Below are 16703 nucleotides of genomic sequence, written 5' to 3'. Positions count from 1 at the left end.
GCTCGGTGCTCAGCGCACCGCGAGGTACCCGGCGGCCGCCGCCCCGAGGCCCAACATGAGGGTCACGACCACGTTGAGGATCGCCGCGCGCCAGCGGCCGCCGTCGAACAGCTCGATGGTCTCGACGGTCCACGTGCTGAAGGTCGTGAGGCCGCCGCAGAACCCGGTGACGAGGATGAGCCGCAGGTCGCCGGTCAGCTCGGCTCGCTCGGCGAGGCCGATGAGCGCGCCCGCGAGCCCCGAGCCGAGCACGTTCACGATGAGGATGCCGCCCGGCAGGTGTCCGGGGCGCACGGGGAAGGCGCGCGAGAGCGCGTAGCGGAGCAGGGCGCCGACCGCGCCCGCGACGAGCACGGCGGCCAGGACGAGCGGGGTGAGGGCGCCGGTCACAGCGTCTCCCCGGCATCCGTCACCTCGGTGGGCATCGGCCGGTGTGCGATGAGCGAACCGAGCCGGAGGCCGGCCGCGGCCAGCGCGAGGCCTCCGACGACCGAGACGCCGACGTAGAGCGCGGCGAGCGTCGGCTCACCCTCGCGGGAGAGCACGAGCACGGAGGCCAAGACCGCGGACAGGGTGCTGAACGAGCCGAGCACGCCCGGACCGAGGCCGGCCTTCAGCCAGTGCGGCATGGACGGGCGCGTCCACAGGCCGCCCACGAGCCAGCCGAGCGCGAGCGCGCCGACGAGGTTCACGCTGAGCGTCTCGATGGGGAACTCGTCGTCGGCGTGGGGGAACGCGAGGTCGCACGCGAGACGCAGGCCGGTGCCGATGAGGCCGCCGAGGGCGACGGCGAGGTATGCGCGCACGCGTCGAGACTACGCGGCGGGGGCCTCGGCGAGCTCGGCGACCCACACGTTCGTGTGCAGCACGAGACCGGGCTTCACCTCGAAGTCCTCCTCGCCTCGCAGTGTGAAGCCGGCCTTGCGGCAGACCGCGTTGGAGGCGGGGTTGTCGACCCGAGGGTAGGCGAAGACCGGGAGGGTCTCGCCCGTGGCGCGCGCGTGTTCGAGCATGGCGGCGACCGCGGCCGGCGCGATTCCCTGCCCGCGATACGCGGACTCGACCGACCACCCGGCCTCGAGCGCCGGCTCACCGTGGTATTCGTGCTGCCAGTAGCCGATGACGCCGACGCCCTCGGGGTGGCCCGGGATCTCGATGCGGAACTGGAAGGCCGTGCCCTCGCGCTGCATGCGGAGGTACCGCTCGTGCCGTGCGATCACCTGCTCGTCGGACTCGACGCCGCCGAGCTGGTCCATGAGTTCGGGGGTGTTCGCTCGCCGCAGCAGGTCGAGGTCGTCGACCGACCAGGGGCGGAGCGTGATGTCGGTCATGGAGCGATCGAAGCACGCGCCGCCGACATCGCGGCGGACTGAGGGGCGCGCAGCGCCGTCTCGAGACCCGCCTCGCCGAAGCAAGGGGGTCTCGAGACGTCCCTGCGCTCGCTTCTCGACTCCGGCGCGGCTCAGCGGCCGCTGAGCGTGGCGAGCACGTCGGCGCGAACCTCGGCGAGCCGCGTCTTCAACAGCGCCACCGATTCGGAGCTGAGGCTGCCCTGATGCGCGTGCGAGCGAAGGTCGGTGCGCAACTGCTGCCGGAACTCGTTGATGACGAGGTCGGCCTCGTGCACCGCCCGGGCGGACTCGACATGAGCCGCGTTCGCCGCGGCCGATGCGGTCGCCGTCGCGCTGGTGGCCTGCCGCTTCGCCTCGCGCGCCGCCGATGCGAGCTCGGCGCGCAGCGACCGCATCGCGCCGTTCACCTCGGCGCGCACGCCGTCGGCGAGTCGGCGCACCGAGTCGGTGAGGTCGTCCTCGATGGCGTCGAGCTCATGGCGCCTCGAGTCGAGCTCGGCTCGACCGGCATCCGTGATCTCGTAGACGGTCTTGCGGCCGTCGGTCGACTTCGTGACCAGCCCCTCCTCCTCGAGCTTCGAGAGCCGCGGGTAGATGGTGCCGGCGCTGGGGCTGTAGGTGCCGCCGAACTGGTCGGACAGCGCCTGGATGAGCTCGTACCCGTGCCGCGGACGCTCCTCGAGCAGCGCCAGCAGGTACAGGCGCAGATTGCCGTGGGCGAAGACGGGCGGAGTCATGCCGACGCCTCGCCCTCGTTCGTCCCCGACTGCCACTGCGACGACGTGTCACCCTGTGCCTGCGACGTGCCGGCCTGCGACGTGCCTGCCTGCGACGTGCCGGCCTGCGACGGTGCGCCGGCCGAGGCATCCGCCGCGCCGCTCTTGCCGCCCTCGCGCCGCATGATCGAGATGTTGCCCGAGACGCTGTTCGCGCCCAGGTCGAGCCAGCGGCCGGCCAACTCGCCGACGACGCGCTCGAAGCCCTTGCCGAGCATGCCCTTCATGGTCACGTCATCGAGCAGCACCGTGCCGCCGACGGTGTTGATGCGGTAGCGCGCACCGGTGCCGGGCTCGAAGCGCACCGTGAGGTCGCCCGAGACGGTGTTGGTGTCGATGCGGTCGGGCGTGCCCTCGGTGTCGACGATCATGTTGCCCGAGACGGTGTCGGCGTTGAACGACACGATGTCGCCCGTCGCGACGACGTCGCCCGAGACGGAGTGTGCTGTGATGCGGCCGGTGTGGTTGCCCGCCGAGACCTCGCCCGACACGCTCGACAGCTCGACGTCGCCCTCGTGGCTGTCGACCACGACGTCGCCCGAGACCGTGTTGAGCCTGGCGTCGCCCGCGAAGCCCGAGACGAGCGCGTCGCCCGAGACCACGCCGAGCTTCAGTGCGACGGTGCGCGGCGCGAGGATCGAGACCTCGGCCTTGGCGCTGCCCACGAAGCCCTTGAACGCCTCGATGAAGTTGTCCCAGCGCAGCTGCGGGTGGTCGACCTCGAGCACATCGCCGTCGATCTGGACCCTGAGGTCCTTGCCGGTGACGCCGCGGATCTCGATGCGAGCGCCCGGCTCGTCGTGCGCGATGACGTCGACCTTGCCGCCGATGAGGCTCACCTTGAGCTTGCGGACAAGTTCGAGGTCGATGACCCGGGACTCTCCGGGTGCGATGACCCACTTCTCGATCGCCATGGTTGCTTCCCCTCTTCTCGCGATATATCGCGTCTGCAATCACACTCACGATATATCGCGTCTTGGCTCTGCGCAACTGCCTCATTCTGCGGATATACGATCGGGCGCGCCGCAGATCAGGCCGCAGGCGCGGGGTGTCGGATCGTATATCCGCAGAAATGGGCGGGAAGCGGATGCCGCGCGCCTTGACCTTGACGTAGCGTCAACCTCTACCGTGGCTGTCATGGGGCGCGACACCGACGCGCAGGAGCCGCAAGACGAAAGGAGGCGAGCGCTGTGGACTGGTCGATCCAGGAGATCGCAAAGCTCGCGGGTACGACGAGCCGCACGCTCCGTCACTACGACGACATCGGCCTGCTGCCGCCCAGCCGCATCGGCGGCAACGGCTACCGGTACTACGACGACCCGGCGCTCGTGCGGTTGCAGCGCATCATGTTGCTCCGCCAGCTCGGGCTCGGCCTGCCGGTGATCGCGGAGGTGCTCGACCGCGAGGAGGACGCCCCGCACGCCCTGCGCGCCCATCTCGGGTGGCTGCAGGAGGAGCAGACCCGGCTGGCGCGACAGATCGCGTCGGTCGAACGAACCATCGGAGCATTGGAAGGAGGTGAACGACTCATGGCAGAGCAGATGTTCGACGGTTTCGACCACACGCAGTACAAGGAGGAGGTCGAGGAACGCTGGGGCGCCGACGCATACGCAAAGAGCGACGCGTGGTGGCGCTCGATGGGCGCCGACGAGAAGTCGGCGTGGCAGCAGCGGGCCGCCCAGCTCGGCAGCGACTGGACGGCGGCGTTCGAGCGGGGCATCGACCCCGCCGGCGACGAGGCCCAGGCGCTTGCGCAGCGGCACTTCGAGTGGCTGCGCAGCATCCCGGGCACGCCCGGGGGCGGCGCGACCGGCCCGACGAAGGAGTACTTCCTCGGCCTCGCCGAGATGTACGTGGCCGACGAGCGCTTCGGCGCGAACTACGGCGGCCAGGACGGCGCCGAGTTCGTGCGCGACGCGATGACCGTCTACGCCGAGCGCAACCTGTAGGCCTGCGCGGCACGATCGGCCCTCGAGGTGTCCCGCCCCGGGGGCCGACCGTCGTCAGGATGCGGCGGTGACGGATGCCACGGGCTCGGTCAGTGCCGAGGCATCCGCTTCGATCGTTTCGGCGACCTTCGCGCGGGCGGCCGCCGGCTGCGGCATCCGGTGCGACCGCTTGATCGCGAACAGCGGGATCGTGTATCCGCAGAGTGGACCGATGAGGAGCGCGAAGGCCAGCGTGCCGATGCCGACGTTGCCGCCGAGCAGCCAGCCCGCGGCGAGCACGATGACCTCGATGCCGGTGCGTACGATCCAGATCTTCCAGCCGGTCACGCGGTGCAGGCCCGTCATGAGGCCGTCGCGGGGCCCTGGGCCGAAGTGGGCGCCGATGTAGAGGCCCGTGGCGATGGCGAGCACGACGATGCCGGCCGGAAGCAGCAGCACGCGCACCCAGAGGTCGAGGCCCGGCGGGATGAGCCAGAGCCCGACGTCGGCGAAGGGGCCGACGAGCAGGGCGTTCATGACGGTGCCGAAGCCGGGCTTCTGGCGGATCGGAATCCAGAACAGCAGGACGACGGCGCTGGTGACCACCGTGATGATGCCGAAGGTCCATCCGGTCTGCTTCGCGATGCCTTGGGTGAGGACGTCCCACGGGGCGACGCCGAGCTCGCCGCGCACGATGAGCGCGATCCCGATTCCGTAGAGGAACAAGCCGGCGAAGAGCTGCGCGAGGCGACGCGCGAGCACCGCGGCGGAATCGGAGGGGCGAGCGAGGAGGCGGGGCATGGTGCAATCCAATTCGCAAATTGGCCTTATCGCAAGAAGCCAATTCGCCTAGAGTGGCCTCATGGCGGACCTCACGCTCACCGCACGCTCACTCGAACTGCTCCTCGGCGACTGGCGCGGCACCGGCAGTGCCTACGAGGCGCTCGCCGAGCGCATCCGCCTGCTCATCCTCGACGGCCGCATCGCCGTCGACACCCGACTTCCCGCCGAGCGCGACCTCGCCCAGCGACTGGGGCTCAGCCGTACCACGGTGACGGCCGCCTACCGGCACCTGCGCGAGCATGGACTCCTGCAGTCGGTTCGAGGATCTGGCAGCATCGCGCGACTTCCTGGGGCCCCCGCGATGCTGCCCGCGCCGCTCGAGACCGACTACCTCGACTTCTCCAAGGCGGCACCGCCTGCGCTGCCGTGGCTGCCCGAGCTCGCTCGACAGGCGGCCGACGACCTGCCGGCGCACCTCTCGGACGCGGGCTACGACCCCATCGGAACCCCCGGGCTCCGTGCGGCGATCGCCGACCGGTACACGGCGCGCGGGCTCCCGACCACGCCCGAGCAGATCATGGTGACGATCGGCGCTCAGCACGCCATCGCGCTGCTCTCCCGCGCGATCATCGGCCGAGGCGACCGGGCGCTGATCGAGGTGCCCACGTATCCGCACGCCTACGAGGCGCTCCGGGCCGCGGGTGCCCGGCTCGTGCCCGTGCCCGCTCCGCCGTGCGGCTCCGGCGCCGATGAGCGCGAGGAGACGGCGGCGCTCGTGCAGGCGATCCGGCACTCCAATCCCGCCATGGCCTACCTCATGCCCGACTTCCAGAACCCGACGGGCCGCACCCTCAGCCGCTCGGCCCGGCAGCGCGTCCTCGACGCGGCCGCCAGCCAGGGCACCGTGGTGGTGGCCGACGAGACCACGGCAGAGCTCTCGATCGACCGGGTGGGCGAGTTCCCGCCCATGGCCGCCGATGGCCAGGCCGTGATGATCGGCTCGGTCGGCAAGACGATCTGGGGCGGCGTGCGCGTGGGCTGGATCCGCGCGGAGCGCCCGCTCATCCGTCGCCTGCTCGCGGTGCGCTCACCGGGCGACCTCGGCACGCCCATCCTCGAGCAGCTCATGATCACGCGGGCGCTCGCCCGCATGGACGAGATCCTCGACCTCCGTCGCGAGCAGCTGCGCGCCGGTCGTGATCGCCTCGAGGCGCTCCTCGCGCGCGAGATCCCGGAGTGGGACGTGCCCCACGTCGACGGCGGCATCGTCACCTGGGTGGGCCTCGGCGCACCCGTCAGTTCGCAGCTCGCGCTTGCCGCGCGACGCGAAGGTCTCATCGTGGCGGCCGGGCCGCGGTTCGGTATCGACGGCGCGTTCGAGCGGTTCATCCGCCTGCCCATCTGCTACTCCCCCGAGCTGACGGATGCCGCGGTGCAGGCGCTGGCCCGCACGTGGCGGTCGCTCGCAGGCGCGCCGGTCGCCGAGTCGGAGCCAGAGCTGCTGGCCTCGGTCGTCTGACCGATCGGAGGTGCGGGGCGGCGGGGCACCGAGCCGCCGCCGCCCCGACCGGCCGCGCCGTGGGCGGGCGCGGCCTCCCGTGCTGCCCCGGTGGCAGCACGGAGTCTTTGGGGCACATCATCTGCCACGGGAAACCCGGCGCCGGTAGGGCGGCACCGGGCCTCATCCGATCAGCGGCGGAACGCGAGCTTCCGCACCGCGACGAGGGCCAGACCCATGAGGACGAGCATCAGCGCGAGCCGCTCCCAGAATCCCGAGTCGAGGCCGGTCGAGGCCAGTCCTGCGGATGCCGCGACCGAGGTCACGCCATTCGAGCTCGCCGTCGACGAGGTGCCGCCACCGGGCGTGCCCGACGTGCCCGGTGCTCCCGGGGTGCCCGGGGTGCCCGGGGTGCCGGGGGTGCCCGGGGTGCCCGGGGTGCCCGGCGTGCCCGGCGTGCCCGGCGTGCCCGGCGTGCCCGGGCCGACGACGACCGTCGAACCGTCGGTCGTGCTGTCGCCGATCACCGAGATCGCGTTGCCGCCGATCGTGACGGGCAGGGACAGGTTCGGAATGAGCTGTGTTCCCCCGAGCAGCGCGTCCGTTCCATCCGTCGTCGCGGAACCGCCCCCGGTTCCCGTCACGACCACCGTCTGCGCATCCGATGACCTGCTGTCGCCGATCACCGAGATGGCGTTGCCGGCGACCGTGATCGGCGCCGAGACGTCGACGAGCGCCTGCGTGCCGCCGAGGATCGAGTTGTCACCGCTGGTGGTGGCGTCGGTGCCGCCGGAACCCGACTCCACGACGGTGACGGCGTCCTCGCTGGACGAGTCGCCGATCACCGAGAGGGCGTTGCCGGCGACCGTGATCGGCGCCGAGACGTCGACGAGCGCCTGCGTGCCGCCGAGGATCGAGCCGTCACCGCTCGTGACGGCCACCGGCCCCGCGTCGCCGCCGTCGGTCACGACCTCGGTCGTGGTATCCGATGATGACGAATCCCCGATGATGGAGATCGCGTTGCCGGCCAGCGTGATCGGCGCCTCGATCGAGATTCCGATCTGGGTGCCCGACAGGATGCCGTCGTCGCCGCTCGTCTCCGAGGCGTGCGCGACGCCGGCTCCGAGGAGCGTGAGCCCCCCGGTGAAGAGGGTCGCGTACAGCGCCCTCAGCATCAATCGCTTCATGATCCAGTTCTCCTGACTGTTGGGAAATGTCGCTCCCGGGCAGGGAGCGATGACCGTGTCCACGTGCACGCGGGCGCGTGCAGGCGGAGCGGTTCCCGTCAGTCAGGGGTGGAGTCGGTGTCGTACACCGACGACGGCAGTTCGTCGTCGACCGTATGCAGCACCAGCGACGCGAGTGCGTCGAGCTCGAGGGCGGCGAACGCCGCGTCCGAGGTTCCGGATGCCCCGCCCGCACCGGTCGGCGCGGCGCCGCCGGCACCCGCGCCGCCGGCGGGCGCAGCAGGACTCGGCGGAAGGAAGCCGTTCAGCGGAGATCCGCCGTTGCCGGGCAGCACCGCCCCGGCGAGGCCGGACGCGGCGTCGTCGACAAGGAAGCCCGATCGCTCGGACGCTCCGGAAAGGGCGGCGTGGGGAGCTGTACCGGCGGGCGAGTTCGTCACGAGGCCGGGCGCACCCGAATCGCCGGATGCCGCGGGCTCGCCGGGGACATCCGAACCTCCGGGCAGGAGCGGGAGGCCGGGAAGGTGGGGGAGCACGCCGGTGCCGTCGGTCGGCAGGCCGCTCGTGGACCCGACGACCGCCGCGAGTGTGCCGTCGACCGCGCCGGTGAGCGGGCCGACCACGCTGCCGAGGGAGTCGCCGCCGAGCACGTCGCCGAGCACGGGGACGCTGTCGACCACGCCGTCGAGGGCGCCGGTGACCGGCGTGACGACCGCGCCGACCGTGCCACCGGCCGCGACGTCGGAGAGCGTGTCGGTCACGCCGTTGACGACCGTGGCGACCGTCGTGTTCACGCCCGAGATCGTGCCGTTCGCGGCATCCGTCGACGTCTCGTCGACCGGCAGGACCTCGCCGACCGCGTCGCCGACCGCCTCGCCGACCGCGTCGCCGACCGTTGAGGTGACCTCCGTCGCACCGCCGAGCAGGGCCCCTGCCGTGCCGAGCAGCCCGCTCGGTTCCGGCGCGTCGGCCGACGCGCCCGAGGCGGTGGAGAAGAGGCTGATCGCGAGCCAGAGCGCCGAGAGGACGGCGCCGAGCAGGGCGTAGCGGAGCCACGGCGTCTGCCGCACGGCGACCGCTGACGTCATCCGCTCTCCCCCCACGCTCGTCCGACGTTACCGGCGGCGGCACTCCGGAGTCCAGCATCCCCGCCGAGCGGATTCACAGCGGCCCGTGACATCCGCGCCATCATGCCCCTGCGAGAATCGGGGACATGCACCTGCTTGCCGCCCTCAGCATGAAGAACCGGGCGCTCATCGCACTCGTCACCGTCGTCGTCGCGATCTTCGGCGGCATCTCGCTGACGAGCCTCAAGCAGGAGCTCGCGCCGTCGATCGCCTTCCCGCAGCTGTCGATCGTCACGGCCTACCCCGGGGCCTCGCCAGACGTCGTCAACACGGATGTCTCGACGCCCATCGAGACCGCCATCCAGGGCATCACCGGCCTCGAGACGACCTCGACGACGAGTTCGACGGGGCTCTCCCGCGTCACGGCGAGCTTCACGTACGGCACCGACCTCGCGTTCGCCGAGCAGAAGCTCCTCTCGGCGGTCAACCGGATCGCCGGCGACCTGCCCGAGGACGCCGAGCCGCAGGTACTCGCGCTGAGCCTCGCCGATTTCCCGGTCGTCGCCGTCGCGGTCACGGGAGCCGACGACGTGAGCGCGCTCTCCGACGAGATCACCCGCACCACGCTCGGCGAGATCAACGACATCGACGGCGTGCGCGAGGCATCCCTCATCGGCGACATCGGGCAGCGCGTCACCATCACGCCCGACCCTGCCGCACTGGCGGGCCGGGGGCTCACCCAGCAGGCGATCCGCGACACGCTGCAGCAGAACGGCCTCCTCGTGCCGGCGGGCACCATCACCGAGGGCGACTCCACGTTCGCGGTGCAGGCCGGCGCCCGGCTCGAGAGCGTCGACGACATCGCGGAGCTTCCGGTGCTCGGGCGCGGCGCGGCGCCTTCGGGCCCTTCGACCGGCCCCGCCACCGCGGCCACGACCGTCGGCGACGTGGCATCCGTCGAACTCACCGACAACCCGGTCACGAGCCTCTCGCGCGTGAACGGCGAACCGGCGCTCACCATCTCGGTCACGAAGCTGCCCGCCGCCAACACGGTCGAGGTGTCGAACGCGGTGAAGGCGCTGCTGCCCGACCTCGCGTCGTCGCTCGACACCACCAACCCCGGCGCGACCTTCACGGTCGTGTTCGACCAGGCGCCCTACATCCAGCAGTCGATCGAATCGCTCGCCACCGAGGGCCTGCTCGGCCTCGCGTTCGCGGTCATCGTCATCCTCGTGTTCCTGCTCTCGATCCGGGCGACGCTCGTCACCGCGATCTCGATCCCGACGTCGGTGCTCATCACGTTCATCGGCTTGCAGGCCGCCGACTACACCCTCAACATCCTCACGCTCGGGGCGCTCACGATCGCCATCGGGCGCGTGGTCGACGACTCGATCGTCGTCATCGAGAACATCAAGCGGCACCTCGTCGAGGGCTCCGACAAGGCGTCGACCATCATCCGCGCGGTGCGCGAGGTGGCCGGTGCCATCACCGCCTCGACCATCACCACGGTCGCCGTGTTCCTGCCGATCGCCCTCGTCGAGGGCGTGACCGGCGAGCTGTTCCGGCCCTTCTCGCTCACGGTCACCATCGCGCTGCTCGCGTCGCTGCTCGTGTCGCTCACGATCGTGCCCGTGCTCGCGTACTGGTTCCTGAAGCCGGCGAAGATCCACAAGCACGAGGACGCCGCCGAGGCGGCCGCCTTCGTCGACGAGACGAGCCCCGCGGCAACCGTCGACGAGCTCGAGCACCCGTCGCGCCTGCAGCGCGGGTACCTGCCGATCATCGAGTGGACGCTCCGGCACAGCGTGGTGACGATCATCATCGCCGTGCTCATCCTCGGCGGCACGATCGCGTTGACGCCCTTCATGAAGACGAACTTCCTCGGTTCATCGGGGCAGAACACGTTCCAGGTCACGCAGGAGCTGCCCGTCGGGTCGAGCCTCGATGCCATGGACGAGGCATCCGAGCCCGTCGAGCGGGTGATCCGCGAGACCGAGGGCGTCGAGACGGTGCAGACGTCGATCGGGTCGGGCGGGCGCGGACTCGCCGCGGTGCTCGGCGGCGGAGGCGGCGCGACCGTGACCTACTCGGTCACCACCGACGAGGGCGCCGATCAGGATGCACTGCAGGCCTCGGTGCGCTCGGAGCTCGACGACCTCGAGGACGTCGGGGAGACGACCCTCGCCGCATCCCGCGGATTCGGTGCCTCGACCGACATCGAGGTCGACGTGACCGCGTCGAACGCCGAGGACCTCGCAGCGGCGACCGAGTCGCTGGAGGAGGAGCTCGACGGGCTCGACTCGCTCGCGCAGACCACGTCGAACCTGTCGGAGTCGCGTCGCTACATCGCGGTCGAGGTGAACCGAGCGGATGCCGCAGCCGCGGGCTACTCCGAGGTCGCGCTCGGCGGCTTCGTGTCGGCCGCCATGCAGCCGCAGTCCGCCGGCTCGGTCGTGATCGACGAGAAGACGCTGACGATCTACCTGGCGACCGAGAACCCGCCCGAGACGGTGGAGGAGCTCTCCGCCCTGCAGGTGCCCACCCCCGCCGGGCTCGTGCGCCTCGACTCGCTGGCCTCGGTCGGCGAGGTCGACGGGCCGTCGACGGTCACGACCGTGCAGGGCCTGCGCAGCGCGACCGTCTCGGCGACGCCGAACGACGAGGACCTCGGCACGGCCACCGCGCAGGTGACGGCGGCCATCGAACGCGCCGACCTGCCGGCCGGGGCGACCGCGTCGATCGGCGGTGTCTCGGCCGACCAGGCGGAGTCGTTCTCGCAGCTCGGGCTCGCGCTGCTCGCGGCCATCCTCATCGTGTACATCGTGATGGTGGCGACATTCCGGTCGCTCCTGCAGCCGCTGCTGCTGCTCGTGTCGGTGCCGTTCGCCGCCACCGGCGCGATCGCGCTGCAGGTGATCACCGGCATCCCGCTGGGCGTCGCGTCGCTCGTGGGCGTGCTCATGCTCGTCGGCATCGTCGTGACGAACGCGATCGTGCTCGTCGACCTCGTGAACCAGTACCGCGACCGGGGCATGAACGTGCGCGAAGCGCTGCTGCACGGCTCGTCACGACGTCTGCGGCCGATCCTCATGACGGCGCTCGCGACGATCTTCGCGCTGCTGCCGATGGCGCTCGGCGTCACCGGCCACAGCGGGTTCATCTCGCAGCCGCTCGCGCTCGTGGTCATCGGCGGACTCGTGTCGTCGACGGCGCTCACGCTCATCGTGCTGCCCGTGCTGTACAACCTCGTCGAGGGTGCCCGCGAGCGACGGGCGCTGCGGCGGCGTTAGCCGGCGGGGCCACGCAGGGACGCGGCCTTCGCGAGGAGCGCCGCGCGCTCACGCTCGTTGCCCGTGAGGCGCGCGGCGGTCTCGAGCTCGCCGCGTGCCTCCAGTGTGCGCCCGAGCCGGGCGAGCAGCTCGCCGCGAACGGCGGGGAGGCCCGGATATCCCGCGAGCCTGCCGCTGCGCTCCAGGTCATCGACCACCCGCAGCGCGCTCGCCGGTCCGGTGGACATCGCCACGGCGACGGCGCGGTTCAGCTCGACCACGGGCGAGGGTGCGAGGCGCCCCAGCGCCTCGTAGAGCACCACGATGCGTGCCCAGTCGGTCTCGGCGGCGGTCGGGGCGACGGCATGGCACTCGGCGATGGCCGCTTGCAGCCCGTACGAGGCGCGGCCCCGGCCGAGCCGGTCGGCGCGGGCGAGGGCGATGCGTCCGCGCTCGATCTGGGCACGATCCCAGCGGCTGCGATCCTGCTCGTCGAGCGGGATCGGGGTGCCGTCCCTCGCGACGCGGGCGGCGAATCGCGACGCCTGGAACTCCATCAGCGCCACGAGCGACCACGCCTCGGGCTCGCGTGGCATGAGGTTCGCCACCATGCGCGCGAGCCGCAACGCCTCGGCCGAGACATCCGGTCGCACCCATTCCGTACCCGCCGCGGGAAGGTACCCCTCGTTGAACACGAGGTAGATCACGCTCAGCACCGAGCCCAGACGCTCGGCGTAGTCCTGCGGTTCGGGCACCGCGAACGGCACCTTCGCGGCTGCGAGGGTCTTCTTCGCCCGCACGATGCGTTGCTGCACGGTGGCGACCGGCACGAGGAACGCCCGGGCGATCTCCTCGCTCGAGAGGCCGCCGACGATGCGGAGCGTGAGGGCGATCTGCGCCTCCCGCGAGAGCACCGGGTGGCAGGCCACGAAGACGAGGCGCAGCACGTCGTCGTCGATGGTGTCGGGGTCGAAGAAGTCGCCGGATGCCTCGCCGCCCTGCTGCTCGAGGTCGTGCGCCATCGCGGCGTAGCGTTCGTCGAGCCGCTCGCGGCGGCGCCACCCGTCGATGGCCCGACGTTTCGCGACCGCCGTGAGCCACGCGCCGGGGCTGTTCGGAACACCTTCGACCGGCCACTGCCGGAGCGCCTCGAGCATCGCCTCCTGGGCGAGGTCCTCGGCCTGTCCGACGTCACCGGTGAAGCGCGTCAGCGTCGCCACGATGCGGGCGGATTCGATGCGCCAGACGGCGGCGATGGCGCGCCGGGCCCGGTCGGCGTCGGCGTCACGCGCCGACTCGACCGGGCCCGAGGCATCCGCCTGCATCATTCAGCCGACCGTGCCGACTGGACGGCCTCGGCGTCGGCGCGCCACTGGGCCTCCTTCTGGATCCACTCGTTGTCCTGCGGGAAGTCCTCGAGCTCGGTGACGCGACGCACCTCGAGTCGGGCGCCCGGACCGAGCGGGCAGCGCTTGGCCCATTCCGCGGCCTCCTCCTTGCTCGAGACCTGGATGATCCAGAACCCGTTGAAGAGTTCCTTCGCCTCGGCGTAGGGTCCATCGGTGACGACCGGCGGCGTGGAGTCGAAGTCGACCACGAAGCCCTCCTTCGCGTCGGTCAGGCCTTCGCCGGCGAGCAGCACGCCCGCCTTGATGAGCGATTCGTTGTAGCGGCCCATCGCGGCGATGATCTCGTTGAAATCCATGTCCTGGTATGCCTCGATGCCCTGGTCGTTGGCCCGCATGATCAGCATGTACTTCATGGTCGTCCTCCTTCGTCGGTGCGGGCCGAAGCGCCCGCCTCACCCTGGCGTCGAACGGGAGGGGTCCCGGATCGACATGGCCGCGAACTTTCTTCCGAGCGCCATGCTTCCACGAAGGGCGAGGGCGGAATAGCCTTCGACGAGGCACCATCGCACCACCACGAGGGCCCGATGTGGGGCGGCACCGAGCAGCGCATCGTCGGGTACGGCGGCATCACCCAGCCGCGGCCGCGCGGGGCATCCGTCGACTGGTTCCTCGTCGGCCTCGCCGAGCAGCAACGCCACCTCAGCGTCTACGTCAACGACGCGCGCTGACCGACGGATGCCGCGGGCTCAGGCCACGCCGTGGCCGATCGGCGTCCCCTGGTGGAACACCAGCTGCGGACGCCCGTCGGAGATGCGCCACAGCGAACTGCGGCGGCTGCGCTCCCCATTCGCGTCGAGCGTGTAGGTGTAGAGCGCCAGGTCGGGACCCACGAGTTCCACGTGCTCCCCGGTGACGACGGCGGACTGCAGCTCGACCGCGTCCGAGCCCGTCATCACGTCGATGAGCTCGTCGCGCTTCCAGAGCCGGCCGCTCTTGCCGATCTCGCGGAACGAGTCGCCCAGCAGCTCGCCGAGCGACTCGGGGTCGCGACGCACCTCGGGTTCCAGCAGCCTGCGTTCGGCGCCCGCGACGAGCACCGCGATCGAGTCGTCCATGACGCCACGCTACCCGCCCGGTGCAGCGCGGGCGACTCCCTTTCGTTCGGCTTGCGCAGGAGAATGGGCCCGATCCTCGCCCTGACGGGGGGATGGGGCCCATTCTCCTGCACGAGCTCGGGGATCAGCTCGCGCGCTCGAGCACCGCCCGGGTGGATGCCTCGGGCCGCAGGTCGAGACGACGCAGCAGTTGTGCGTTCGCCGCGACGATGACCGTCGACAGCGACATCAGGATGGCGCCGACCGACATCGGCAGCACGAACCCGATCGGGGCCAGGACGCCCGCGGCGAGCGGCACCGAGACGAGGTTGTAGCCGGCGGCCCACCACAGGTTCTGCTTCATCTTGCGGTAGCTCGCGCGAGACAGCTCGATCACCGAGACCACCGAACGCGGGTCGGATGACGCGAGGATCACGCCGGCGGACGCGATCGCGACATCCGTGCCCGCACCGATGGCGATGCCGACATCGGCCTGCGCGAGCGCCGGGGCGTCGTTCACGCCGTCGCCGACCATCGCGACACTGAGGCCCTCGTGCTGGAGCTCCTGCACCTTGGCCGACTTGTCCTCGGGGCGCACGCCGGCGAAGACGCGGTCGATGCCGAGCTTTGCGGCGACGGTACGGGCGACGGGCTCGGCGTCGCCGGTGATCATCACCACGCGCAGGCCGAGGGCGTGGAGCGCGTCGACGGCCTCCTTCGACTCGGCTCGCACCTCATCGGCCAGGGCGATCGCGCCGGCCACCTCGCCGTCGACGACGACGTGCAGCACGGTCGAGCCGCGCTCGGCCCACTCCGTGGATTCGGGCAGCGCCTGGAGTCCTTCGCGGGTCAGCATGCCCGGTCCGCCGACGTGCACGGTGCGTCCGCCCACCTCGGCGCGGACACCGATGGCAGCGGAGGCCTCGAACCCGGATGCCGCGACCGTCGCGAGCTGCCGGTGGCCGGCGTGCGCCACGATGGCCTTCGCGAGCGGGTGCTCCGAGTCGGCCTCGGCGGATGCCGCGAGTGCGAGCACCTCGTCGAGGTCGTGACCCGGCGCCGGCGCGGCATCCGTCACCGCCGGCTCGCCCTTGGTGAGCGTGCCGGTCTTGTCGAAGAGCACCGCGTCGACCGTGCGCATGGTCTCGAGCGCGAGGCGGTCGGTGATGAGCACGCCGCCGCGGGCGGCACGCTCGGTCGCGATCGACACGACGAGCGGGATGGCGAGGCCCAGGGCGTGCGGGCAGGCGATCACGAGCACGGTCACGGTGTGGATGACGCCCTCGTCGGGCAGGCCGACGGCCCACCAGACCGCGGCCGTGATCGCGGCCGCGCCGAGCGCGAACCAGAACAGCCAGCCGGCCGCCCGGTCGGCGATGCGCTGCGCGCGCGAGCTCGAGGCCTGGGCCTCGGCGACAAGGCGCTGAATGCCGGCGAGCGCGGTGTCGTCGCCGATCGCGTCGACACGCACGCGGATCGCCGTGTCGGTGGCGACGGTGCCGGCGACGACGTGGTCGCCGGGCCCGCGGCTCACCGCGACGGACTCGCCCGTGATCATCGACTCGTCCATCGCGGCCGTGCCCTCGATGACGTCGCCGTCGGCGGGGACGCGGCCGCCGGGGCGCACGATCACGACGTCGCCGAGGACGAGGTCGGAGGGCGAGACGGTCTCGGTCGTCGTCTGCTCACCGGCGGTGCCCGGGACCACGCGCTCAGCCTCGTCGGGCAGCAGCGCGGCGAGGGCGTCGAGCGCCGACGAGGTGGCCGCGATCGAACGCATCTCGATCCAGTGGCCGAGCAGCATGATCACGATCAGGAGCGCGAGCTCCCACCAGAAGTCGAGGTGGTGGGGCAGGATGCCGAGGGTTGCGCCGAGTGAGGCGAAGTACCCCACGGTGATGGCGAGGCCGATGAGGAGCATCATGCCGGGCTTGCGGGCCTTGAGCTCCGACCAGGCACCGGTCAGGAACGGCTTTCCGCCCCAGACGTACAGGACGGTGCCGAGCACCGGGGAGATCCACTGGATGAACGGGGAGTCGGGCAGCTGATAGCCGAGGATGCCGGCGAACATCGGGCTTAACACGATCGTCGGGATCGCGATGACGAGCATGATCCAGAACAGGCGGCGGAACTGGCCGACGTGGTCGCCGTGCCCGCCGTGGCCGCCGTGGCCCGCCATGTCGTGGCCGGCGTGCCCGCTATGGCCCGCCATGTCGTGGCCGGCGTGCCCGCTATGGCCTGCCGTGTCGTGTCCGGCGTGATCGTCGTTCCCGACGGGGGCGCCGGGGGCGGACATGCCGTGCTGCGCGTGCCCGGCGTGATCGGTCATCTCATGCATGTCGTGGCCGGTCATGTCGTGGCCGTCATGGCCCCCGTGAGCGTCGTGGCCGTCGTGCATGT

At 71.4% G+C, this 16703-nt stretch carries 16 protein-coding genes; 4 read left to right on the top strand and 12 right to left on the bottom strand.

Annotation, left to right across the window (positions count from 1 at the left end; all coding sequences use genetic code 11):
- Nucleotides 1–9 precede the first annotated feature (9 nt).
- From crcB to AB0K73_RS01235, 5 genes are all read right to left on the bottom strand, one after another.
- Entirely contained in the window at nucleotides 10–390 is a 381-nt protein-coding gene (gene crcB, locus AB0K73_RS01255) for a fluoride efflux transporter CrcB (protein WP_360511007.1), read from the bottom strand.
- Nucleotides 387–806, bottom strand: a complete 420-nt coding sequence (locus AB0K73_RS01250; protein WP_360511008.1) for a CrcB family protein — start codon at nucleotides 804–806, stop codon at nucleotides 387–389. The genes crcB and AB0K73_RS01250 overlap by 4 nt, the downstream gene beginning before the upstream one ends.
- Nucleotides 807–815: 9 nt before the next feature.
- Nucleotides 816–1331 carry a GNAT family N-acetyltransferase gene (locus AB0K73_RS01245; RefSeq protein ID WP_360511009.1) on the bottom strand — a complete coding sequence of 172 codons (516 nt, stop codon included), beginning with the start codon at nucleotides 1329–1331 and terminating at the stop codon, nucleotides 816–818.
- A gap of 131 nt (nucleotides 1332–1462) precedes the next feature.
- Nucleotides 1463–2089: a PadR family transcriptional regulator gene (locus AB0K73_RS01240; protein WP_360511010.1), complete on the bottom strand. Its 627-nt coding sequence runs from the start codon at nucleotides 2087–2089 to the stop codon at nucleotides 1463–1465.
- Entirely contained in the window at nucleotides 2086–3042 is a 957-nt protein-coding gene (locus AB0K73_RS01235; protein ID WP_360511011.1) for a DUF4097 family beta strand repeat-containing protein, read from the bottom strand. Before AB0K73_RS01235 ends, AB0K73_RS01240 begins: the two co-directional genes overlap by 4 nt.
- Before the next feature lie 276 nt (nucleotides 3043–3318).
- Here AB0K73_RS01235 and AB0K73_RS01230 point away from each other — a divergent pair, with 276 nt between their 5' ends.
- Nucleotides 3319–4077 (top strand): MerR family transcriptional regulator, encoded by a 759-nt coding sequence (locus tag AB0K73_RS01230; RefSeq protein WP_360511012.1) that lies wholly within the window; start codon nucleotides 3319–3321, stop codon nucleotides 4075–4077.
- A 54-nt stretch (nucleotides 4078–4131) separates the two neighbouring features.
- On the opposite strand, the gene AB0K73_RS01225 is transcribed toward AB0K73_RS01230, so the two are convergent.
- Nucleotides 4132–4857: a hypothetical protein gene (locus AB0K73_RS01225; protein WP_360511013.1), complete on the bottom strand. Its 726-nt coding sequence runs from the start codon at nucleotides 4855–4857 to the stop codon at nucleotides 4132–4134.
- Between the two features lie 61 nt (nucleotides 4858–4918).
- Here AB0K73_RS01225 and AB0K73_RS01220 point away from each other — a divergent pair, with 61 nt between their 5' ends.
- Nucleotides 4919–6358, top strand: coding sequence for a PLP-dependent aminotransferase family protein (locus AB0K73_RS01220; protein WP_360511014.1), 1440 nt, complete (start codon nucleotides 4919–4921; stop codon nucleotides 6356–6358).
- Nucleotides 6359–6528: 170 nt separating this feature from the next.
- Here the strand turns inward: AB0K73_RS01220 and AB0K73_RS01215 are convergent, their stop codons facing one another.
- Nucleotides 6529–7524, bottom strand: a complete 996-nt coding sequence (locus AB0K73_RS01215; RefSeq protein ID WP_360511015.1) for a hypothetical protein — start codon at nucleotides 7522–7524, stop codon at nucleotides 6529–6531.
- A 98-nt stretch (nucleotides 7525–7622) separates the two neighbouring features.
- Nucleotides 7623–8612, bottom strand: a complete 990-nt coding sequence (locus AB0K73_RS01210; protein WP_360511016.1) for a hypothetical protein — start codon at nucleotides 8610–8612, stop codon at nucleotides 7623–7625.
- 125 nt (nucleotides 8613–8737) lie between these two features.
- Between AB0K73_RS01210 and AB0K73_RS01205 the strand changes: the two genes are divergently transcribed.
- Nucleotides 8738–11881, top strand: coding sequence for an efflux RND transporter permease subunit (locus AB0K73_RS01205; RefSeq protein WP_360511017.1), 3144 nt, complete (start codon nucleotides 8738–8740; stop codon nucleotides 11879–11881).
- Here AB0K73_RS01205 and AB0K73_RS01200 read toward each other — a convergent pair.
- Nucleotides 11878–13185 (bottom strand): RNA polymerase sigma factor, encoded by a 1308-nt coding sequence (locus AB0K73_RS01200; RefSeq protein WP_360511301.1) that lies wholly within the window; start codon nucleotides 13183–13185, stop codon nucleotides 11878–11880. The genes AB0K73_RS01205 and AB0K73_RS01200 overlap by 4 nt on opposite strands.
- Nucleotides 13185–13622, bottom strand: coding sequence for a YciI family protein (locus AB0K73_RS01195; protein ID WP_360511018.1), 438 nt, complete (start codon nucleotides 13620–13622; stop codon nucleotides 13185–13187). The genes AB0K73_RS01200 and AB0K73_RS01195 overlap by 1 nt, the downstream gene beginning before the upstream one ends.
- 171 nt (nucleotides 13623–13793) lie before the next feature.
- On the opposite strand from AB0K73_RS01195, the gene AB0K73_RS01190 reads away from it, so the two are divergent.
- Nucleotides 13794–13937 carry a hypothetical protein gene (locus AB0K73_RS01190; RefSeq protein ID WP_360511019.1) on the top strand — a complete coding sequence of 48 codons (144 nt, stop codon included), beginning with the start codon at nucleotides 13794–13796 and terminating at the stop codon, nucleotides 13935–13937.
- An 18-nt stretch (nucleotides 13938–13955) separates the two neighbouring features.
- Here AB0K73_RS01190 and AB0K73_RS01185 read toward each other — a convergent pair whose 3' ends face one another.
- Both AB0K73_RS01185 and AB0K73_RS01180 read right to left on the bottom strand, forming a co-directional pair.
- A complete protein-coding gene (locus tag AB0K73_RS01185) occupies nucleotides 13956–14324 on the bottom strand; it encodes a nuclear transport factor 2 family protein (protein ID WP_360511020.1) in 369 nt (122 codons plus the stop codon).
- Nucleotides 14325–14448: 124 nt separating this feature from the next.
- Complete coding sequence (locus AB0K73_RS01180; RefSeq protein WP_360511303.1) at nucleotides 14449–16515, bottom strand: heavy metal translocating P-type ATPase; 2067 nt, start codon at nucleotides 16513–16515, stop codon at nucleotides 14449–14451.
- Nucleotides 16516–16703 lie beyond the last annotated feature (188 nt).

Origin of the sequence: Agromyces sp. NPDC052230 (assembly GCF_040679595.1) — a bacterium.
Lineage (GTDB): Bacteria > Actinomycetota > Actinomycetes > Actinomycetales > Microbacteriaceae > Agromyces.
This window is presented reverse-complemented; position numbering and strand designations above follow the sequence as displayed.